The sequence below is a fragment of the Sorangium sp. So ce362 genome, assembly GCF_051519845.1.
Taxonomy (GTDB): Bacteria; Myxococcota_A; Polyangia; order Polyangiales; family Polyangiaceae; genus Sorangium.
The window spans coordinates 11,209,474-11,227,095 of sequence record NZ_CP150332.1 but is presented as its reverse complement, the minus strand read 5'-3'; the positions used below and the strand labels follow the sequence as shown (position 1 = coordinate 11,227,095).

The 17,622-nt window shown below is 74.1% G+C and carries 16 protein-coding genes; 9 read left to right on the top strand and 7 right to left on the bottom strand.

Annotation, left to right across the window (positions count from 1 at the left end; genetic code table 11):
• Positions 1–51: 51 nt before the first annotated feature.
• From WMF17_RS43070 to WMF17_RS43055, 4 genes are all read right to left on the bottom strand, one after another.
• Entirely contained in the window at positions 52–1,125 is a 1,074-nt protein-coding gene (locus WMF17_RS43070) for a carbohydrate-binding family 9-like protein (RefSeq protein ID WP_437646704.1), read from the bottom strand.
• A gap of 11 nt (positions 1,126–1,136) precedes the next feature.
• Complete coding sequence (gene ffh / locus WMF17_RS43065; RefSeq protein ID WP_437599364.1) at positions 1,137–2,780, bottom strand: signal recognition particle protein; 1,644 nt, start codon at positions 2,778–2,780, stop codon at positions 1,137–1,139.
• A gap of 221 nt (positions 2,781–3,001) precedes the next feature.
• Entirely contained in the window at positions 3,002–3,463 is a 462-nt protein-coding gene (locus WMF17_RS43060) for a hypothetical protein (RefSeq protein WP_437599363.1), read from the bottom strand.
• Between the two features lie 11 nt (positions 3,464–3,474).
• The gene (locus WMF17_RS43055) at positions 3,475–4,020 is read right to left on the bottom strand and encodes a hypothetical protein (protein ID WP_437599362.1); all 546 of its coding nucleotides are present in this window, start codon (positions 4,018–4,020) and stop codon (positions 3,475–3,477) included.
• Between the two features lie 226 nt (positions 4,021–4,246).
• Here WMF17_RS43055 and WMF17_RS43050 point away from each other — a divergent pair, with 226 nt between their 5' ends.
• The 3 genes from WMF17_RS43050 (at position 4,247) to thiO (ending at position 6,948) form a co-directional block, all read left to right on the top strand.
• Positions 4,247–4,948: a hypothetical protein gene (locus WMF17_RS43050; protein WP_437599361.1), complete on the top strand. Its 702-nt coding sequence runs from the start codon at positions 4,247–4,249 to the stop codon at positions 4,946–4,948.
• Between the two features lie 40 nt (positions 4,949–4,988).
• Positions 4,989–5,732, top strand: coding sequence for a hypothetical protein (locus tag WMF17_RS43045; RefSeq protein WP_437599360.1), 744 nt, complete (start codon positions 4,989–4,991; stop codon positions 5,730–5,732).
• 103 nt (positions 5,733–5,835) lie between these two features.
• Positions 5,836–6,948: a glycine oxidase ThiO gene (thiO, locus tag WMF17_RS43040; protein WP_437599359.1), complete on the top strand. Its 1,113-nt coding sequence runs from the start codon at positions 5,836–5,838 to the stop codon at positions 6,946–6,948.
• Positions 6,949–6,970: 22 nt separating this feature from the next.
• On the opposite strand, the gene WMF17_RS43035 is transcribed toward thiO, so the two are convergent.
• Positions 6,971–7,603 (bottom strand): TetR/AcrR family transcriptional regulator, encoded by a 633-nt coding sequence (locus WMF17_RS43035; RefSeq protein WP_437646702.1) that lies wholly within the window; start codon positions 7,601–7,603, stop codon positions 6,971–6,973.
• Positions 7,604–7,696: 93 nt separating this feature from the next.
• Here WMF17_RS43035 and WMF17_RS43030 point away from each other — a divergent pair, with 93 nt between their 5' ends.
• From WMF17_RS43030 to WMF17_RS43010, 5 genes are all read left to right on the top strand, one after another.
• Positions 7,697–8,440: a 3-oxoacyl-ACP reductase family protein gene (locus tag WMF17_RS43030; protein WP_437646700.1), complete on the top strand. Its 744-nt coding sequence runs from the start codon at positions 7,697–7,699 to the stop codon at positions 8,438–8,440.
• Positions 8,441–8,542: 102 nt separating this feature from the next.
• Positions 8,543–9,127 carry an RNA polymerase sigma factor gene (locus tag WMF17_RS43025; protein ID WP_437599356.1) on the top strand — a complete coding sequence of 195 codons (585 nt, stop codon included), beginning with the start codon at positions 8,543–8,545 and terminating at the stop codon, positions 9,125–9,127.
• Positions 9,067–9,813, top strand: coding sequence for a zf-HC2 domain-containing protein (locus WMF17_RS43020; RefSeq protein ID WP_437599355.1), 747 nt, complete (start codon positions 9,067–9,069; stop codon positions 9,811–9,813). The genes WMF17_RS43025 and WMF17_RS43020 overlap by 61 nt, the downstream gene beginning before the upstream one ends.
• Before the next feature lie 21 nt (positions 9,814–9,834).
• The gene (locus WMF17_RS43015) at positions 9,835–10,938 is read left to right on the top strand and encodes a cytochrome c biogenesis protein/redoxin (RefSeq protein WP_437599354.1); all 1,104 of its coding nucleotides are present in this window, start codon (positions 9,835–9,837) and stop codon (positions 10,936–10,938) included.
• A 275-nt stretch (positions 10,939–11,213) separates the two neighbouring features.
• Positions 11,214–12,419, top strand: coding sequence for an SMP-30/gluconolactonase/LRE family protein (locus WMF17_RS43010; protein ID WP_437646698.1), 1,206 nt, complete (start codon positions 11,214–11,216; stop codon positions 12,417–12,419).
• A gap of 28 nt (positions 12,420–12,447) precedes the next feature.
• Here WMF17_RS43010 and WMF17_RS43005 read toward each other — a convergent pair whose 3' ends face one another.
• Complete coding sequence (locus WMF17_RS43005; protein ID WP_437599352.1) at positions 12,448–12,888, bottom strand: (deoxy)nucleoside triphosphate pyrophosphohydrolase; 441 nt, start codon at positions 12,886–12,888, stop codon at positions 12,448–12,450.
• Positions 12,889–13,255: 367 nt separating this feature from the next.
• On the opposite strand from WMF17_RS43005, the gene purM reads away from it, so the two are divergent.
• Positions 13,256–14,302, top strand: coding sequence for a phosphoribosylformylglycinamidine cyclo-ligase (gene purM / locus WMF17_RS43000; protein WP_437599351.1), 1,047 nt, complete (start codon positions 13,256–13,258; stop codon positions 14,300–14,302).
• Positions 14,303–14,368: 66 nt separating this feature from the next.
• On the opposite strand, the gene WMF17_RS42995 is transcribed toward purM, so the two are convergent.
• Positions 14,369–17,608, bottom strand: a complete 3,240-nt coding sequence (locus WMF17_RS42995) for a protein kinase domain-containing protein (RefSeq protein ID WP_437646696.1) — start codon at positions 17,606–17,608, stop codon at positions 14,369–14,371.
• Positions 17,609–17,622: the final 14 nt, after the last annotated feature.

The following is a 17,622-nucleotide window of genomic DNA, read 5'->3' as shown; positions in this document are numbered from 1 at the left end:
TCCTTTTTTTCACCGAGGGCTCACGCCTCAGACAAACGCCGGGTGCGCAGCTCAGCGGTCGGGCGGATCGGCCCGGTAGTCCGGCCTCGGACCGACCGACGCGGAGGGCACCCGCGCGCCCGGCGTCGCCCGCTCTGCGCTCATCGCGCCGGGCGGCGCCGCCGAGGGCGCCATCGCGGGCGCCGCGCCGGCGTCGCGCGCGGGCGCCCCCGCGCCGCCCGTCTCCCCGCCCGACCCGACGAAGCGGACGCGCCCGAAGCGCCGCGCCCGGTGGAAGTTCCCCTCCCCCAGGATGGGCGACCACGCCGCCCCGCCGTTGTTCTGCATGGCGTAGAAGTTCATCCGCCACGCGTCGCCGGGCGACGGCGGCGCCGCCTTCGCCTTCGCGAACGAGCGCCACGGGATCTTCGCCTCGACCACGTACCCTCGGTCCTCGTCCGAGTCGTCGTCGATCGTCCCTCTCAGCACCACCGCGCTCGCGAGCCCCGCGCTCCACGCCTCATGACCGAAGGGCCCGTTCGCGCCGCCCCTCGGAGCGTTGTAGTCGTCGAACTGCGAGTCGAAGACGAGGTTCTGCGGGTTGATCTGGATCTCGTAATAATCCTTGTTGTCGCCGTCGCCGTCGGGGTCGATCATCACCTCGACGGTGTCCCGCTCCCAGAGGTGCGGATCCCGCGCGTCCTGCGGGAAGCCGCCGGTGATCGTCCCGTCGCTGACGTCGAAGCCGACGTAGAGGAACGCGTCGTCCCAGAGCAGCCGCGCCTCGCCCTGCGTCGGCAGCGACCGGTCCTCGCGGCCCGTGCCCACGTTGACGAACGGGCCAGTCCTCGCCGCGGTCTGCCACGCCGGCTCGTCCAGGCGGCCGTCGATCGCGACCGCCGCGCCGGGCGCGAGCTTGCGCACCGAGAGCTCCTTCACGGCGGCAGGCTGTCTTCCCTGGCCCTGGCCGGCGCCCACGCCGCTGCTCGCCGGCGCCGGCGCCCGGCCAGCGGCCCCCGCGGGCGCCGCCTCCTGCTCGCCCCCGCCGCCCCGGGAGCACGAGGCGGCGAAGACCACAGCGGCCAGCCCGAGGGCCCGCGCGCGCGCAGGGTCGAGAGCGCGCCGCTGACTGCAGGGCCGGCGCATCCGGACCGCCGCTACTTCCGGCCCTTCTTGCGGGCGTCGCGCTCGCGCTTGCGCTGCGACTTCTTGGCGTTGCGCTCGCTGGCGCTGAGCGTCTTCATCTTCGTCATGTTCGGGCCGCCCGCGCCGGCGCCCGGGAAGCCGCCCATGCCCGGCATCCCCATCCCCGGAAAGCCCATCCCCGGGAAGCCCATCCCCGGCATCCCCATCCCCGGCATCCCGGGCATGCCCGGCATCCCGCCGCCGGCCATCATCTGCTTCTGCATCTCGCGCATGTTCTTGGCCATGGCCGCCTGCTTCATGCCGGGGATCTTGCCCATCAGGCCCATGTTCTGGCCGAGGCCGCTCATCATCTGGCGCATGAAGAGGAACTTCTGGACGAGCTCGCTCACCGCCTCGGGCTTGGAACCCGAGCCCTTGGAGATGCGCTCCACCCGCTTCGGCTCACGGACCAGCGCGTACGGGTCGCCCTTCTCGAAGGGCGTCATCGACTGGATGATCGCCTGGATGCGGACGAGCTCCCGATCGTCGAGGTTGACGTCCTGCGGCAGGCCGCCCGGGAACATGCCGCCGATGGGCAGCTTGTCGACGAGGTCCTTCAGCGACCCCATCTTCTGGATCATCCGCACCTGCTCGAGGAAGTCGTCGAGCGTGAAGTCGCCCTGGAGCATCCGCGCGGCGTCCTTCTCGGCCTTCTTCTGGTCGACGACCTCCTCGAAGTCCTGCATCAGGCCGACGACGTCGCCCATGCCGAGGACGCGGCTCGCCATGCCGTCCGCGCGGAACGGCTCGAGCTTGTCCGCCGTCTCGCCGATGCCGCTGAAGAGGACCGGCGCGCCCGTGACCTCCTTGATGCTGAGCGCCGCGCCGCCGCGGGCGTCGCCGTCGAGCTTCGTCAGCACGACGCCGCTGATCGACAGCCGCTCGTTGAAGCCGCGCGCCGTCTTCACGGCGTCCTGGCCGATCATCGCGTCGACAACGAGGAAGATGTTCTCCGGCGACGTCGCCTCCTTGATCTGGGCGAGCTCCTGCATGAGCGGCTCGTCGATCGCGAGGCGGCCGGCGGTGTCGTAGATGATGACGTCGCGGCCGAGCCGCTTCGCCTCGGCGCGGGCCGCGGCGCAGATCGCGACCGGCGACTCGCCGGGGAGGTTGAAGACGGGGATCTTGAGCTGGTCGCCGAGCACCTTGAGCTGCTCGACGGCCGCGGGGCGCTGCATGTCGGCCGCGACGAGCAGCGGCTTGCGCCCCTGCTTCTCGAGGTAGCGCGAGAGCTTCGCGCAGCTCGTCGTCTTTCCGGAGCCCTGGAGGCCGACCATCATGATGCCCGTGGGGCCGCCGTCGGCCCAGGCGATCTCGTCGCCCTCGTGGGTCATCATCGCCTCGAGCTCGTCGTGGCAGATCTTGATGAAGTGGTCGCTCGCCGAGACCTGGTGGAGCTCGCCGGCGTGCTTCACGCGCGTCTCCAGGGTGCGGCCGACCGCGGCCTGCTTGACCCGGGCGAGGAACGCCTTGACCACCCCGATCTCGACGTCGGCCTCGAGCAGGCTCAGCCTCACCTCGCGGAGCGCGGCGTCGATGTTGCTCTCGGTGAGCTCCGTGAGCCCGGCGAGGCGGTTTCTGGCCTGACGAAAGCCCCGTGTCAGCGTGTCGAACATGGCAGGGCGGTCTTAGCACAGGGGACCGCGAGCGCGGATCCCTTGCCCTGCCGGAAGCGATCTCTCTCGCCCGGCGCGGGCCGGCGGCGCGCAACCCCGGCGCGCGGAACGCGGCGCGGGGCAGGCGGCGCGCCGCGGGCGCCGCGGGCGCCGCGGGCGCCGCGGCGCGGGCGGCGCGCGGCCAGGGCGCCGGCGTGGCTGGCGCGCCGCGGCGCGGGCCGTCACATCCCGAGCCGGGCGGCGCGGCGGAGGTTCGAGAGCGCCTCGGCGCACTTCGGCATGATCTCGGCGCTCTCCTTGACCTTGGCGTCGGCCGCGGCGAGCTCGGACAGCGCCCCGGGCCCGGCGGACCCGTCGGGCGCCTCGAGCAGGGCGCGCACGCGCGCCTCGGCGGCCGTCGCGTCGAGCAGCAGGCGGTAGGCCCGCGCGCACGTGTCCCTGGCGCTCGCGGCGGGAGGGGTCGACGCGGGCTGCCGCTCGAGCTCCGCGAGCAGCGCCTCGCGCGCCGCGCGCGGCTCGCTCGGGGCGTCGCGGAGGACGTCGATCGCGCGCAGGAGCGCGTCCGCCTCCTGCCGCTCGGCCGACCGGCCGCACCCGGGGGCCGCCGCCACCGCGGCGAGGGCGGCGAGCGCCGCCGCGATCCGCCGCGCCGCCGTCCCTGCTGCCCCCGCGCTCCCCGTCACGCCGGGCGTCCTCAGTCGGCCGCCTTCGCGGGGGCCGGGCCCATCTGGATGCGCTCGCCGAGGTAGGAGCCGATCAGCGTGAACAGCACGCCGATGAGCGCCATGATCACGTACATGAAGAGCGGCATCGTCCGGACGGTCTGGCTCTGCAGGAGGTAGAAGACGGTCGGGATCGCGACGAGGAACGAGGCGACGACCGGCTCGAGGAAGGTCTTGCCGGGGGAGATCATGCCGAGGAGGACGCCGCCGATGAACCACACCGGGATGGCGACGATCATCCCGTTCGACCCCTCGAAGTCGAGCTGCTGCACGATCATGGGGAGGCCGCCGACGAGGGCCGCGGTGAGCACGCTCTGCAGGACGAGGGCGATGAGGCACCAGAGGATCGAGAAGCCCTCTTGCTGGTAGCGGCGGTGGCGGTCGAGCTCGGAGTCGCGGAAAGGCGGCAGCGAGCCCATCCGGGTGCCGCACGAGGTGCAGCGCCCGCTCGCCGTCACGGAGGCGTTGTTCGCGCCGCACGACGGGCAGACGATGGAGCTGTCGTTCTTCGGGGCCATCGCGGCTAGGCTAGGCAAGCCGCCGCGGGCGGGCAAGCGCGCGGCGACCGGAACCGCGCCGGGGCGGGGTTGTCTTGGACAGGGCGGGCCTGTTCCGAGGCTCTCATCCTCAGCCATATCCATCCCGCTGCATTCCCCCGCGTGGGAGCGGGATGGATGAGGATGAGCGCGCGCGGCGCGGCTCCCTGCACCGCGGCCGGCGCTCCGGCTGTATACTCGACGAAGCGTGCCCACCGACCCGACCTCGACCCTGGAATCCATGACGCGCGGCCCGCGCGGCCCTGGTCTCGACGTGACGGGGCCGGATCCGGAGCTGCTCGCGCTGCCGTCGCCGCCGAGGCAGGAGCGCACGGTCACGGTGGTGCTGATGGCGGTGACCGCGGTGGCCGCGCTGTGGATGGCGATCGCCGTCTTCGGGGAGGCGCGCTACGCGCTGTCGCCCGGTCGGCCCGTCGACGTGGGGGAGCTCGCGCCGCTGCGCCCCACGGCGGATCTCGCGAACCGCTACGTGCGGGCCGTGGCCCTGCTCGGGACGCGCGACGCGATCCGGTATGGCCGGGCCGCGGAGGGCGATTCGTTCCGGCTGGCGCCGGTGGCCGGCAACCCGGGGGTGTGGGTGGAGATCCGGGTGCCGGAGGGGTTCGAGGGGCCGCGCTTCGTGCCGCCGAGCTCGTTCGCCGGGCGGCTCGTGCCGTTCAAGAGCGCGGGCATCCGGCACGCGCGGCTGGCCGCCGAGGTGGAGGAGCAGACGGGGACGGCCGTCACCGGCGACGCCTGGCTGCTCATCGACGGCAGCTCGCCGCGCGCGTCGCGCTGGGCGGTCGCGCTGTTCGCGCTGTTCCTCGGGTTCGCGGGCTGGAACCTGTTCGGGATCGCGCGCGTGCTCCACCGCGTGCGGGACACGAGGGACGCGAGCGCCGGTTCTTGACGCGCTCGTCGCGGGGGGGCAGGACGCTGCCTGTCCACCGATGCCCAGGGTCACCTTCGTCAATGAGCACAGGACGGTCGAGGCCGAGCCGGGTCGGCTCCTCAGCGACATCGCGGCCGAGCTCGGGATAGCGGTCTGCCGCGAGACGTTCCGGGGCACGGGGATCGGCGATTACACGTGCTGGGTGAAGGGGGAGCCCGGCGCGACGTCGCCGCTCACCTTCCTGGAGAAGCTGCTCGGCGCGCGCGGCCAGCGGCGGATGGCGAACCGGACGCGCGTGCTCGGCGACGTGCAGGTCTGGACGCAGGCCGGCCCGGGCAACCGGTTGCGCACGCCGCGACCGATCGCGCCGCCGCCGAGCCCGGCGACCGACCCGGAGGCCCCGCGCAAGCCGATCGACGCGAGCGGCAGCGCGGCGTTCCCGTACGGCGATCCGCGCGCGGTCGGCCACGGCAAGCGGGAGCCGGTCGCGGCGGGCGCGCTCGAGGCGAAGGCGGCGAAGGAGAAGAAGGCGAAGGCGGGCGCGGCGGCGAAGGCGCCGGAGGCCGCGGCGAAGGCGCCGGAGGCCGCGGCGAAGGCGCCGGAGGCCACGGCGAAAGCGCCGGAGGCCGCGGCGAAGGCGCCGGAGGCCGCGGCGAAGGCGCCGGAGGCCGCGGCGAAGGCGCCGGAGGCCGCGGCACCTGAGATTGCGAAAGCGCCGAAGGCCGCGGACCCCGCTACCGCGGCGAAGGTGCCCGACCCCGCAGCGACAGCCGAGGATACCGGTGGAGGGGCATCGGAGTAGGTCGCTGCGCGCTCACACGGCCTGATCGCTCACCCCCTGCCAGCCAGCCGCAGCGCTTCCGCGCACGGCTCCCCGCGGCGCCCAGCGTGCTATGCAAGCGCCGATGAGCGACGTGGTGGTGATCGGGGGCGGCGTGGCCGGGTGCGCCTCGGCGCTCGCGCTCGCGCGGCGCGGGCTCTCCGTTCGCGTCCTCGAGCGCAACCCGGGCGAGGGCGCTTCCTGGGCAGCGGCGGGGATCATCGGCCCCCAGCTCGAGACGGCGGCGGGCGACGGCCCCCTCGCGCGGCTCTGCCTCGCGAGCCGCGCCCTGTACCCGGAGCTCGTCGCGTCGCTCGCCGAGGCGACCGGCGTCGACGTGGGCTTCCGGCAGAGCGGCGCGCTCCGCGTGGCCTTCACCGAGCAGGGCCGCGAGGAGATCGCCCGCGAGGTCGCCTGGCAACGAGAGGCAGGCCTCGCGGTGGAGCTCTGCGACGGCGGCGGGGCCCGGGCGCGCGTGCCTTCGCTCTGCGCCGAGGTCGCCGGCGGCGCGTGGTTCGTCGACGAGGCGCGGCTCGATCCGCCGTCGCTGATGCGCGCGCTGCGGATCGCGGCGGAGCGCGCCGGCGTGCAGTTCCGGGCGGGCGCGGCGGTCCGGCGCATCCTCGTCGATCGGGCGCGGGCGCGCGGCGCGCTGCTCGAGGACGGGACCCAGGTCGAGGCGGACTGGACGGTGCTGACCGCGGGGAGCTGGTCGTCCCTGATCGAGGGGTCCGGCCTCGCCCGCGCCGCGGTGCGGCCGGTGCGCGGGCAGATCGTCGAGCTCACGCCGGCGTCGCCGCCGCTCACGCAGGTGGTCTACGGGCCCGGGTGCTACCTGTCGCCGCGCGACGACGGGCGCGTGCTCGTGGGGGCGACCGTCGAGCTCGTCGGCTTCGTGCCCGCGGTGACCGCCCGGGCCGTGCGCGACCTCCTGACCGCGGCGCTCCGGCTCGTGCCCGCCCTCGAGGACGCGCCGCTCGGCAGGACGTGGGCCGGCCTCCGGCCGCACCCGAGCGACGAGCTGCCGATCCTTGGACAGGGGGAGATCGCCCAGCTGATCTTCGCGACAGGGCACTTCCGCAACGGCGTCCTCCTCGCCCCGGTGACCGCGAAGATCGTCGCGGCGCTCATCGCGGGAGAGCAGCCGCCGCTGGACCTGTCGCCCTTCTCGCCCGGGCGGCCCGGCATCGCCGGCTGAGCGCGGCGGCACGCGCGGGAGCCTACGGACCGCGCGGGGCGCCGGGCCATGCCCGCATCGCGGCCTCCGCGACCGCGCTGAGGCCCTCCCGTGACGCGCCGTCCCGCGCCTGGACCGACATCCCCAGCATGAGGGTCAAATAGAACGTGGCCAGCGCGGCGGCGTCCGTGTCGGACGCGAGCTCGCCGGCCTCGATGCCTCGCTGGATCCGCGCCTGGAGCGAGGCGTGCCAGCCCTCTCGGTGCCCCCGCAGCAAGTCCTGTACGGGCCGGGCGCCGGGGGAACACTGGGTCCCGGCCAGCGCGATCATGCAGCCGGACGGATGATCGGGTCGGGTGAACTCGTCGGCCGCCGCATCGAGCAGCCGCTGCACCGCGCCCCGGGCCGTCGGCTCCTCGGCAAAGATGCGGCCGATGTTCCCGCCCCCCCTGACGAGGTACCGGTCGACCGCCGCCCGGAAGAGCTGCTCCTTGCCCCCGAACGTCGCGTAGAGGCTCGACGGGCTGATGCCCATCGCCGCGCTCAGCTCGTCGAGCGACGTCGCCTCGTACCCCCGGTCCCAGAACAGGACCATGGCCCGCTCCAGCGCCGCCTCCTGATCGAAGCAGCGCGGCCGCCCTCGCCTCCGCTGGACCCCCTCCGCCGCTTTTTTCATAACGACCGTTCCATAAATCGCTTGACGGACAGCAGCAACCTACTTAGCTTCCTTTTCAGGAACGATCGTTCCAAAAAAAAGGAGATCCTCTCGATGGGTACTACGTTGAAGGGCAAGGTTGCGCTGGTCACCGGGGGTTCACGGGGTATCGGGGCGGCGATCGCCAGGCGCCTGGCGCACGAGGGCGCCTCCGTGGCCCTCACCTATGCTGCGTCGCCCGCGAAGGCAGCGGAGGTGGTGCACGCCATCGAGGCGGCGGGCGGCAGGGCGATCGCTCTCCGGGCGGACAGCGCCGACGCCGAGGCGGTGAGGAGCGCCGTCGCCCAGACGGTGAAGATCTTCGGCCGGCTCGACGTGCTGGTGAACAACGCCGGCGTCGCCGCCCTCGCGCCCATCGAGCAGTTCTCGCTGGAGGAGTTCGATCGCCTCATGGCGGTGAACGTCAGGGGCCTCTTCGCCGCCACGCAGGAGTCCGTCCGCCACATGGGCGAGGGTGGGCGCATCATCAACATCGGGAGCATCAGCAGCGACGGAGTGCACATCCCCGGGATGGCCGTCTATGCCGCGACAAAGGCAGCGGTCGCCGGCCTGACACGCGGCTGGGCCCGGGAGCTCGGTCCGCGCGGCATCACGGTCAACAACGTCCAGCCTGGCCCCGTGGACACCGACATGAACCCGGCCGACGGCCCGCTCGCCGCCGAGCTGAAAGGCCAGATCCCCGTGCAGCGCTACGGAAAGGACGACGAGATCGCCGGCATGGTGGCGTACCTGGCCGGCCCCGAGGGCGCCTTCGTCACGGGCGCCCAGCTGAAGATCGACGGCGGCATCACCGCCTGACCGGACAGGTCGTAGGATCGGGAACTTTTCGCGGGCCTCGCCGTGTCATGGGAGTGTCCGGCGAACGAGGCGGGGCAAAGCCCTCCTGCTCCCGGTCCAGCGATGCCCACGTCTCCCCACACCTCGTTCCTCGCTCGGCTCCTCGCCGAGCTCCCGTGCCTCCTGCGCGCGGCGCGTCGCCTGACGCGCTCCGAGCAGGACGCCGAGGATCTGGCGCAGGCGACGGTCGTGCGCGCGATCGAGCGGCACGCCGACCTGCGCGACGAGGATCGCATGCGCGCGTGGCTGCTCCGCATCGAGCGATCGGTGCTGCTCAACGCGACGCGCGGCGCGCGGCAGCGCCTCGAGGTGATCGAGGGCGGCCGCGGCGCCGAGTCGGTGCCGGAGCCGCGGGGCGATCTGGAGGCGGAGCTCCTCGAACGCGGCTTCGCCGACGAGGTCGAGCGCGCGCTCGCGCGCCTGCCCCCGGAGTGGCGCGAGGCGTTGCTTCTACGGGAGGTCGAGGATCTTTCCTACGAGGAGATCGCCGAGCTCCAGGCGTGCCCCGTGGGCACGGTGCGATCACGGCTCTCGCGGGCGCGGCTGGCGCTTGTCGAGGGCCTCTCCGAACGGCACGAGGAGACGTCATGGCAGGGTGCAACCGCGAGTGGTTCGAGAACATTTCGGCGTGGCACGACGGCGAGGTGACGACCGAAGACGCGGCGCGGATCGAGGCGCATGTCGCCGGTTGCGGGCCCTGCCGGCGCGCCGTGGAGGTCGTCGGCAGCGTGCGGCGCGCGCTCGTCGCGAAGGCGGACGGGGAGGTCCCGAAACGCCTGCGCGATCGGGCGGAGGCCGCCGCCGCGCGGAAGGCGCGCGCGCCGCGCCGCGGCCCCTGGGTGATCACGGCCGCCCTCGCCGCGGCCACGGCGGCCGCCGCGTTGCTCGTCGCCAGCCCGAGCCGGGACGTGGGCGCGGCGATGGCAGACGAGCTCGTGAGCCACCACGTGCGTGGCTTCGCGCGCGAGCGCCCGTGCGACCTGGAGTCCTCCGATCCGGGCGCCGTCGCCGGATGGCTCGAGGGGAAGCTCGGCTACGCGGTGACCGTCCCGGCGCTGTCCGGCGCGCGGCTTCTCGGGGCGCGCCTCTGCCAGATCGGGGGCACGCGCACGGCGGCGCTCATGTACGCGAGCGGGGACAAGCCGCTCACGGTGTTCGTGCCGCCGCCCGGCTCCGACGCCGCGACGGCGGCGCGCGCGCTCGCAGGGCGCGGCGTGGGGTGCACCCGGGGGCCGCTCGGCAACGCGATCTGCGCGAGGAGCGTGGAACAGCCGGTGCTCGCGGTCGCCGAAGTGGACGTGGCGGCGCTCGCGCCGGCGCTCGGCAGGCGCTGATCCCGGCCATCACGAGGACCCATGACGCTCGGCTCATTGCTTACGCTCTTTGGCGCAGGGCTCTTGACGTTCGCGTCGCCCTGCGTGCTCCCGATGCTCCCCGTCTACCTGTCGGCCCTCGGCGGCGCCGGGGCGCTCGGTGGTCCAGACCGCGCGGCGGCGAAGCGCAGCGTGCGCCTCGCGGGCGTCGGCTTCGCGATCGGCCTCGCGATCGTGCTCGTCGCGCTCGGCGCCGGCGCGTCGGCGGTCGCCGCGGCGCTCGCGCCCCATCGGCACGCGTTCACCGTCGTGTCCGGCGCGATCCTTGTGCTCTTCGGCGCGAAGCTCCTCGGTGTGCTGCGCCTCCCGTGGCTGGAGCGCGAGGCGCGCCCGCTCCTCTCCCGCCTCCCGGGCGCGGGCGGCTTCTGGGGAGGCATGCTCTTCGGGATCGCCTTCGCGGCAGGGTGGACGCCGTGCGTCGGCCCGGTGCTCGGCGCCGCGTTGACCTACGCGGCCGGCGCGGGTGCCAGCCCGCTCACCGGCGCGATCCAGCTCGGCGCTTACGCCGCGGGCCTCGCCGCGCCGCTCGTCGTCGCGGCCTTCGCCGGGCCCACGGCCGTCGAGCTCGCGCGTCGCCTGGTGCCGGCCACGCCGGTCCTCCAGCGCGTGACGGGGGCGCTGCTCGTGGTCCTCGGCATCGCGTTCGCGACCGGCCGTCTGGACGCCCTCTCGCCGGCGCCCGCGGCGGCCGTGGCTGCAAGCGCGCCCTGCGACGGCGGCCCCGCCGGCGCGTGCGCGGCCCCGGAGAGCGTCGTGGAGCACGGCGACGTCCCGCTGCTCGAGGGAAAGCCCCGGCTTGTCGAGTTCGAGAGCGCGCACTGCGCGGTGTGCGAGCGCATGGCGCCGCTCGTGAAGGAGCTCGAAGCGCGCTGCACCAAGGAGGCCGACACCGTCCTGCGCATCCGGGTCGACGATCCGCGCGGTCAGGCCCTCGCGGCACGTTACGGCGTACGCTTCGTGCCGACGTTCCTCAGCGTCGACGCCGCCGGGCAGGAGGTGGAGCGCGCCGTCGGCGAGCTGCCCCGCCAGCGGCTCGCGAGCCTGCTCGGCGACGTCCGCGGCGAGGCTTGCCCCCCTGCGCTGTGAGCGCCCGCGGCCGGGCTCTCTCCCTCATCACCCCCCGGAAACCACCCAAGCTCCGCGGAGCACCACGTGACCCGATCCGACAGGAGACGCCATCCGGATGAGCCGCGGAACATCGAACACCGAAGAGAGATATAGCCAGTGGGCACCCCTGCTCATGCGCCTGGTCATGGGCTATGGCTTCATCTTACATGGCTGGCGGCGACGGTTGTGGCCGTAGCCGGCTGATGACGTGTGGTAAGTCACGTTGTGCGCATCTCGATGTGGAGGCCTTGCTTATGAGAGCTCGATTTTCGTTGTTGCTATGGGGGATCTTGTCCGCGGCCGCGAGCGGCTGTGGTGACGGCGGCGATCCTGGCGGATCTTCGTCGGAGGGGGGCGGTGATCCGGGCGGCTCCACCGGAGGCCAGATCGCCACGGGGAGCAGCGGCGGCCCGGGCGCGAGCGGGGCGACGACGGCGAGCGGGGCGACGACGGCGAGCGGGGCGACGACGGCGAGCGGGGCAGGGGGCGAGAGCGCGGGCGCAGGCGGCGGGAGCGGCGGAGGCGGGCTCGGAGAGGGCGGGCTCGGAGGAGGGGGCGGCGGGAGCGGCGGGGGCGGCGACCTGGGGATCTGCCCGGGAGGACCGTATGCGGCCGATCCGCTGCCGGCGAACCGCAGGGCGCAGCAGGTGCGCGGCGGGTTCAACTACGTCGAGGGGCCGGTCTGGGTCGCCGAGCTCGGTGCGCTGTTCTTCTCGGAGATTCACCTCATGCAGGAGAACCAGCCGCCGCTCAATGGCCCGCGGGCGACGATCCGCCGGTTCACGCCTCCGGGCTCGTTCGAGGTGTTCGTCGAGAACAGCTCGACGAACGGTCTCGGCCTGTCCACGGACGGGAACCTGATCGCGTGCACCCACGACACGCGCAGCATCTCCGTGTTCGACCTCGGCACGAAGGCGCGGCGCCCGGTGGCCGAGGGCTATCAAGGCAAGCGGTTCAACTCGCCGAACGATGTCGCCGTGCGGGCCGACGGGAACGTCTATTTCACCGATCCGGCGTTCCAGCTCACCGGCCGGTCGGAGCTGCCGACGGCCGTGTACCGCGTGTCGCCGTCCGGCGAGGTGAGCGTCGTGGACACGATGGCCCAGCCGAACGGCGTCGCGCTCTCGCCCGACGGGCGCACGCTCTACGCCGGCGATTTCGGCGGCCAGATCCGGCGGTATGCGCTGGACGACGGCGGCGCGGCCGGCCCCTCCTCCGGGTTCGCCTCGAACCTCCAGGACGCTGACGGCATGGGCGTCGACTGCGCGGGCAACCTCTACGTCGGGTGGCTCCGCGGCGTCGAGGTCCTCGCGCCGGACGGCGCGAGGCTCGGCACCATCGAGGTGGGGGGCAAGGCGTCGAACGTCGCCTTCGGCGGGGCCGATCGGAAGACGCTCTACATCACGGCGGGCGGCTCGCTCTATTCGATCGACGTGAACATCCCCGGGTATCCCTACTGAGGTTCGCGGACGCCCCTCGTCTGGCGGGTCACCCGCCAGACGAGCCCCCCGCGAGGCGCGCGCGCACCTTGGCGAGCACCGCGACGTCGGCGGGCGGGAAGAGCTCGTCCCGGAGCTCGGGCGCCTCGGCCCAGCGCACGGCGGCGACGTCGAGCGCTGCCGGAGCGGGAGACCCTTCGGCGAAGGAGGCCTCGTAGAAGAGCAGCAGCACCGGCTTCGCCGGGTAGCGGTGATAGGTCACCTCCACGATGTCGCCGACGCGGGCCTCCACGCCGATCTCCTCGCGCAGCTCGCGGACGAGGGCGTCCCGCGGATCCTCGCCGGCCTCGACCTTGCCGCCCGGAAACTCCCACGCGCCCTCGAGGTGGGCCCCCACCTTGCGCTGCGTGAGCAGCACGCGGCCACGCTCGATGACGACGGCGGCGGAGACGAGGACGAGGGCAGGCGACGGATCGGACGCGGCGGACATATGGCGCCTAGAATGTCGACCGCGGCGCAGAAGACAAGGCCGGAGAGCCGCTCACGACAGCTCCGCAGCGAGGAACCGCATTGGCTGGATGCGGTCAGCTCCACCGAGAAAGTCACATCGATAAAGGGAATGCGCTGCAAGGGAATGCGCGCCGCGGCGCGGGCGACCAGGCCGCGGCGCGAGGCGCCAAGGAGCGGCCGCGCTCGGGGGGGGCCGCGCGGCGCGGCGCCGTCGTGTGGCGGCGGCGCAGCGCCGCGCGCCTCTGCCGGGATGGCCGCCGCGCTCGCCGGCCGCGGCTCCCGGCGCGGCGGCCTCGCCGGGAGCGAGCCCGCTTCCCTTTGCCGCCGAGGTATGGGATGCGCCTCGCATGAGCGTCACATACCGGGAAGCGGGGGTCGATATCGATGCAGGGGACGCGCTCGTCGAGCGCATCAAGCGGCTCGCGAAGCCGACGCGCATCCCCGAGGTGCTGGGCGATGTCGGCGGGTTCGCCGGGCTGTGCATGCTGCCGGGCGGCCTGTCCGAGCCGGTGCTGGTCAGCGGCACCGATGGGGTCGGCACCAAGCTGAAGGTGGCGTTCGCGACGGGCGTTCACGACACGGTCGGCATCGATCTCGTCGCCATGTGCGTGAACGACGTGGTGACGGTCGGCGCGCGGCCGCTGTTCTTTCTCGACTACTTCGGCACGGGCAAGCTCGACGTGGACGTGGGCGAGGCGGTGGTGCGCGGCATCGCCGAGGGCTGCAAGCAGGCCGGCTGCGCGCTCATCGGCGGCGAGACGGCCGAGCTTCCGGGAATGTACGCCGAGGGCGAGTACGACCTCGCCGGCTTCGCCGTGGGCGTCGTCGAGCGCTCGCGCATCCTCGACGGCAAGCGGATCGCGGCCGGCGACGCCGTGATCGGCGTGGCGTCGAGCGGGCTGCACTCGAACGGCTTCTCGCTCGCGCGGCGGGTGCTCGAGAAGGAGATGGGGCTCCGGATGAGCGACCGCGTGGACGATCTCGGCGCGACCGTGGGGGAGGCGCTGCTCACGCCGACCCGCATCTACGCCCGCGCGATCACGGCGCTCCTCGCGGCCTGCGGCGATGCGGTCCGGGGGCTGTCGCACATCACGGGCGGCGGCCTGCCGGGGAACCTCCCGCGCGTGCTGCCGGACGGGCTGGGCGCGCAGCTCGACCTCGGCTCGTACCAGCGGCCGGCGGTGTTCCAGGTGCTCCAGCGCGGCGGGCCGGTCGAGGAGGCCGAGATGCGGCGCACGTTCAACCTCGGCGTCGGGCTTGTCGCGGTCGTGGAGAAGGGCGCCGCGGACCGGGCCATCGAGGCGTTCGCCGGGAGCGGGGAGCGGGCCTGGGTGCTCGGCGAGGTGGTGTCGGTCGGCGACGTGCCCTTCGAGGAGCGCGTCCGGTTCGGATGAGGGAGCCGGCGAGCGCTGGGCGCGGCGCGCGGGCCGCGACGAGCAAGGGGCCGGCGCGGCCCGCGCTCACCCGTCTTCGAGCCGCGATCTCAGCTTCTTGATCGCCTCGTCGATGGTCCGGTTCGTCTTGTAACAGGGCCTCACCGCCGTCTCGAGCACGACCAGGGTGCGCTGGTCGCCCTCGGAGACGGCGCGATCGAGGAACGGCATCTTCTCGCCGCACGTGGCGTCGCGCAGCTCGAAGGAGATCCGGACGGCGGGCGTCCCGCGGGCTGCGATCTCCGGATCGCGGAGCAGCTTCGCCGCGCGGGTGGCCGGGGTGGAGCGGCCGCGGGTCTCGACGATCTCGTAGAGCACGTCGAGGCCAGCGGCCCCGAAGCGATTCGCGAGCGCGTCGAAGACCTTGTCGGCGAGCTCGCCGCCCGTCTTCGAGATGGCGATGGCGACGTTGCGCGCCGCGATCGCGACCGCGCGCTCGCGCAGCGCGGTCGGATCGCGCTCGGCGAGCAGGTTGAGCGCCTCGGCGGCCTTCACCCACCGGCGCGCCCTGGAGGCATCGGTGAGCGCCTTCCGAGCCGCGTCGTCGGGCGGAGGCTCGGCCGGCGCGTCGGGTACGGCGGTCGTCGCCGGCGCAGCGGCCTCGGGCGCCGCGGCGGCCGGCGCGGGCTCGCTCGTGGCGAGCGCGCTCGCGGGCGGGCTCGTCTGGCCGAGCTGGGGGTCCGGCTCGGGCGGGGCGCGCCCGCCGCCGGCGAGCGCTGCGATGACGCCCGCGGCGAGGAGGACGCCGCCCAGGTACGGGGCGATCCGGCCCAGGCGGCCGCCGAGGCCTGCGTGGCTCGGTCGCGACGCGCGCGCTTCCTGGGCTGCGCGCTTCCGCCTGGCCTTCTCCTCGCGCTCCTTGGCGGCGCGCTCGGTCTCCTCGGCGAGCTTCCGCCTGGCTTCTTCCTCGCGCTCCCGGGCGATGCGCTCCGCCTCGGCGGCCTCCAGCTCCCGCAGCAGCGTCGGGGCGAAAGCAGGCCGCGAGCCGCTCATCCGTTCGGAGGTCGGCTCCGACGCGGGCGCGTCCTCCTCCGCGGGCGGCTCGTCCGGCGGCAGCGACGCCGGCGCAGCCGCCGGAGGCTCCTTCTCCGGCGGCTGCGCCGGCGTCGCTGGTGTCTTCGCCGATGCGGGCTCCTCCACGGAGGGCGCCGGCGGCTTCGAGGGCGCCGGCTCCGCTGCGGGCGCTGACGGCGGCTTCGATGACGCCGGCTTAGACGACGCCCTCTCCGCTGCAGGCGTTGACGGCGGCGTCGACGACGCCGGCTTAGACGACGCCCGCTCCGCTGCGGGCGCTGACGGCGGCTTCGATGACGCCGGCTTAGACGACGCCCGCTCCGCTGCGGGCGCTGACGGCGGCTTCGATGACGCCCGCTCGGCTGCACGCGCTGACGGCTCCTCCGTACCCGGCAGCGACGGTTGCTTCGGCGAGGGCTCCGACGGACCACGCTCCGACGGCTCGGGCGACGGCTCCGCCATCGGCTGCCGCGCGGACGTGGGCCCCGCCGGCTCCTTGGACGCCGGCTCTTCGAGCGACCCTGCCGGCTCCTCTGGCGCCAGAGACGGCGCCTCCAGCGGCAGCGGCGTCGAGACCGGCGGCGCCGGCTCCTGCAACGCCGGCTCCTGCAACGCCGGCTCCTTCGACGCCGGCTCCTTCGACGCGGCTTGCTCCTGCGATCGCGGCGACGGCGGGCCAGCGGCATCGCGGGCGGCTTCCTCCCGCGAGAACGCCACCTGGGCCATGAACGCCGCGCCGCCCACCGCGGTCGGGCGCGAGTCGCTCGACAGCCGCTCCTCCTCGGCCTCGGCCTCGGAAGCTGCGCGGCCGGCGGCTTCCTCCCGCGAGAACGCCACCTGGGCCATGAACGCCGCGCCGCCCACCGTGGTCGGGCGCGAGTCGCGCGTCAGCTCGGCGAAGAGGGTCGGCGTGTCGCGCACCGGCGTCGGCCGCGACTCGCCGGCGGCGTCTTCCTCGTCCTCGGCCGCCTCCACCGGCGCCGTCGCCCCCACCAGCGCCCAATCGCTCGCGCGCGCCGGCTCCGGCGCGCTCCCGCCGCTTCCGGCCGGCTCGCCGGCTGCCCGCTGCGCAGCCGGCTCCAGCTCGTCCGCCACATCCGTCAGCGAGACAAGGCACGAATCCCCGAGGACGATCGCCGAAGCGCCGCTGGAGCCGGCCTCGGGCTCGCGCGACAGCGCGCTGGGCAGGGGCGGCCGGTTGCTCGGCACGCGCGCCGCCTCCGCGATCGCGGGCACCGACGTCATCTCCGCCCTCGACCCCATCTCCGCCCTGGGCTCGGCCATCACGATCCCCGACGCGGCGCACGCCTCGTCGAGCGCCGCGATCAGCTCCGCCGCGCCCTCGAAGCGGGCGCGCGGCTGCTTCTCCAGGAGGCGCCGCACGACCGCCTCGATGGCCGGCGGGACCGCGACGCCGGGCGCATGCTCGGCGATCGCCGGAACGGGCGCGCTGCGCTGCTGGTTGAAGAGCGCGACCGGATCCTTGGCCAGGAACGGATGCTTGCCGGCCAGCATCTCGTAGAAGATCAGGCCGAGGGCATAGAGATCCGCCCGCTCGTCGACGAAATCCATCCCGAGCGCCGACTCGGGGGCGAGGTAGGCGATGGTCCCGAAGATCACCCCGGCCGTGGTGAGCCGGACCGGGAGCGGCTCCCCCTCTCTCCGCACGGACTCCGGCGACGCCGCGGATCGGCGCAGCTCGTCGACGCTCACCTTCGCGAGGCCGAAGTCGATGAGCTTCACGAAATCGCCCTGCGGCTCGACGACCATCACGTTGCGCGGCTTCACGTCGCGGTGGACGATGCCCATCGCGTGGGCCGCCCCGAGGCCCGCCGCGAGCTGCCTGGCGATCAGGGCGGCGCGCGCGGCGGGCATCGGCCCTCGCCGGATGATCTCGTGGAGCGTCGTGCCGCGGACGTACTCCAGGACCAGGAAGAACGAGCCGTCTTCTGCCTCGCCGAAATCGGTCGCGGTCGCGACGTTCCGGTGCTGGATGTGGGCGCCGGCGACCGCCTCGCGCTCGAAGCGCTGCACGAGCTCGGGGAGCCGCTCGGTGTCGGGGTGCAGGATCTTGATCGCGACGCGCTTGTGCATGTGCACGTGCTCGCCGCGGTAGACCGCGCCCATGCCACCCATGGCGATGACCTCGTCGATGCGGTACCGCTTCGAGACGACCCGCCCGAGGTAGGACATCGCGCGGTGCTTCGCGGCCTCGTCGGCGGTCAGGGGCGGCTCGGGCGGGCGTTCCGGCATCGTGGCGGGCGCCA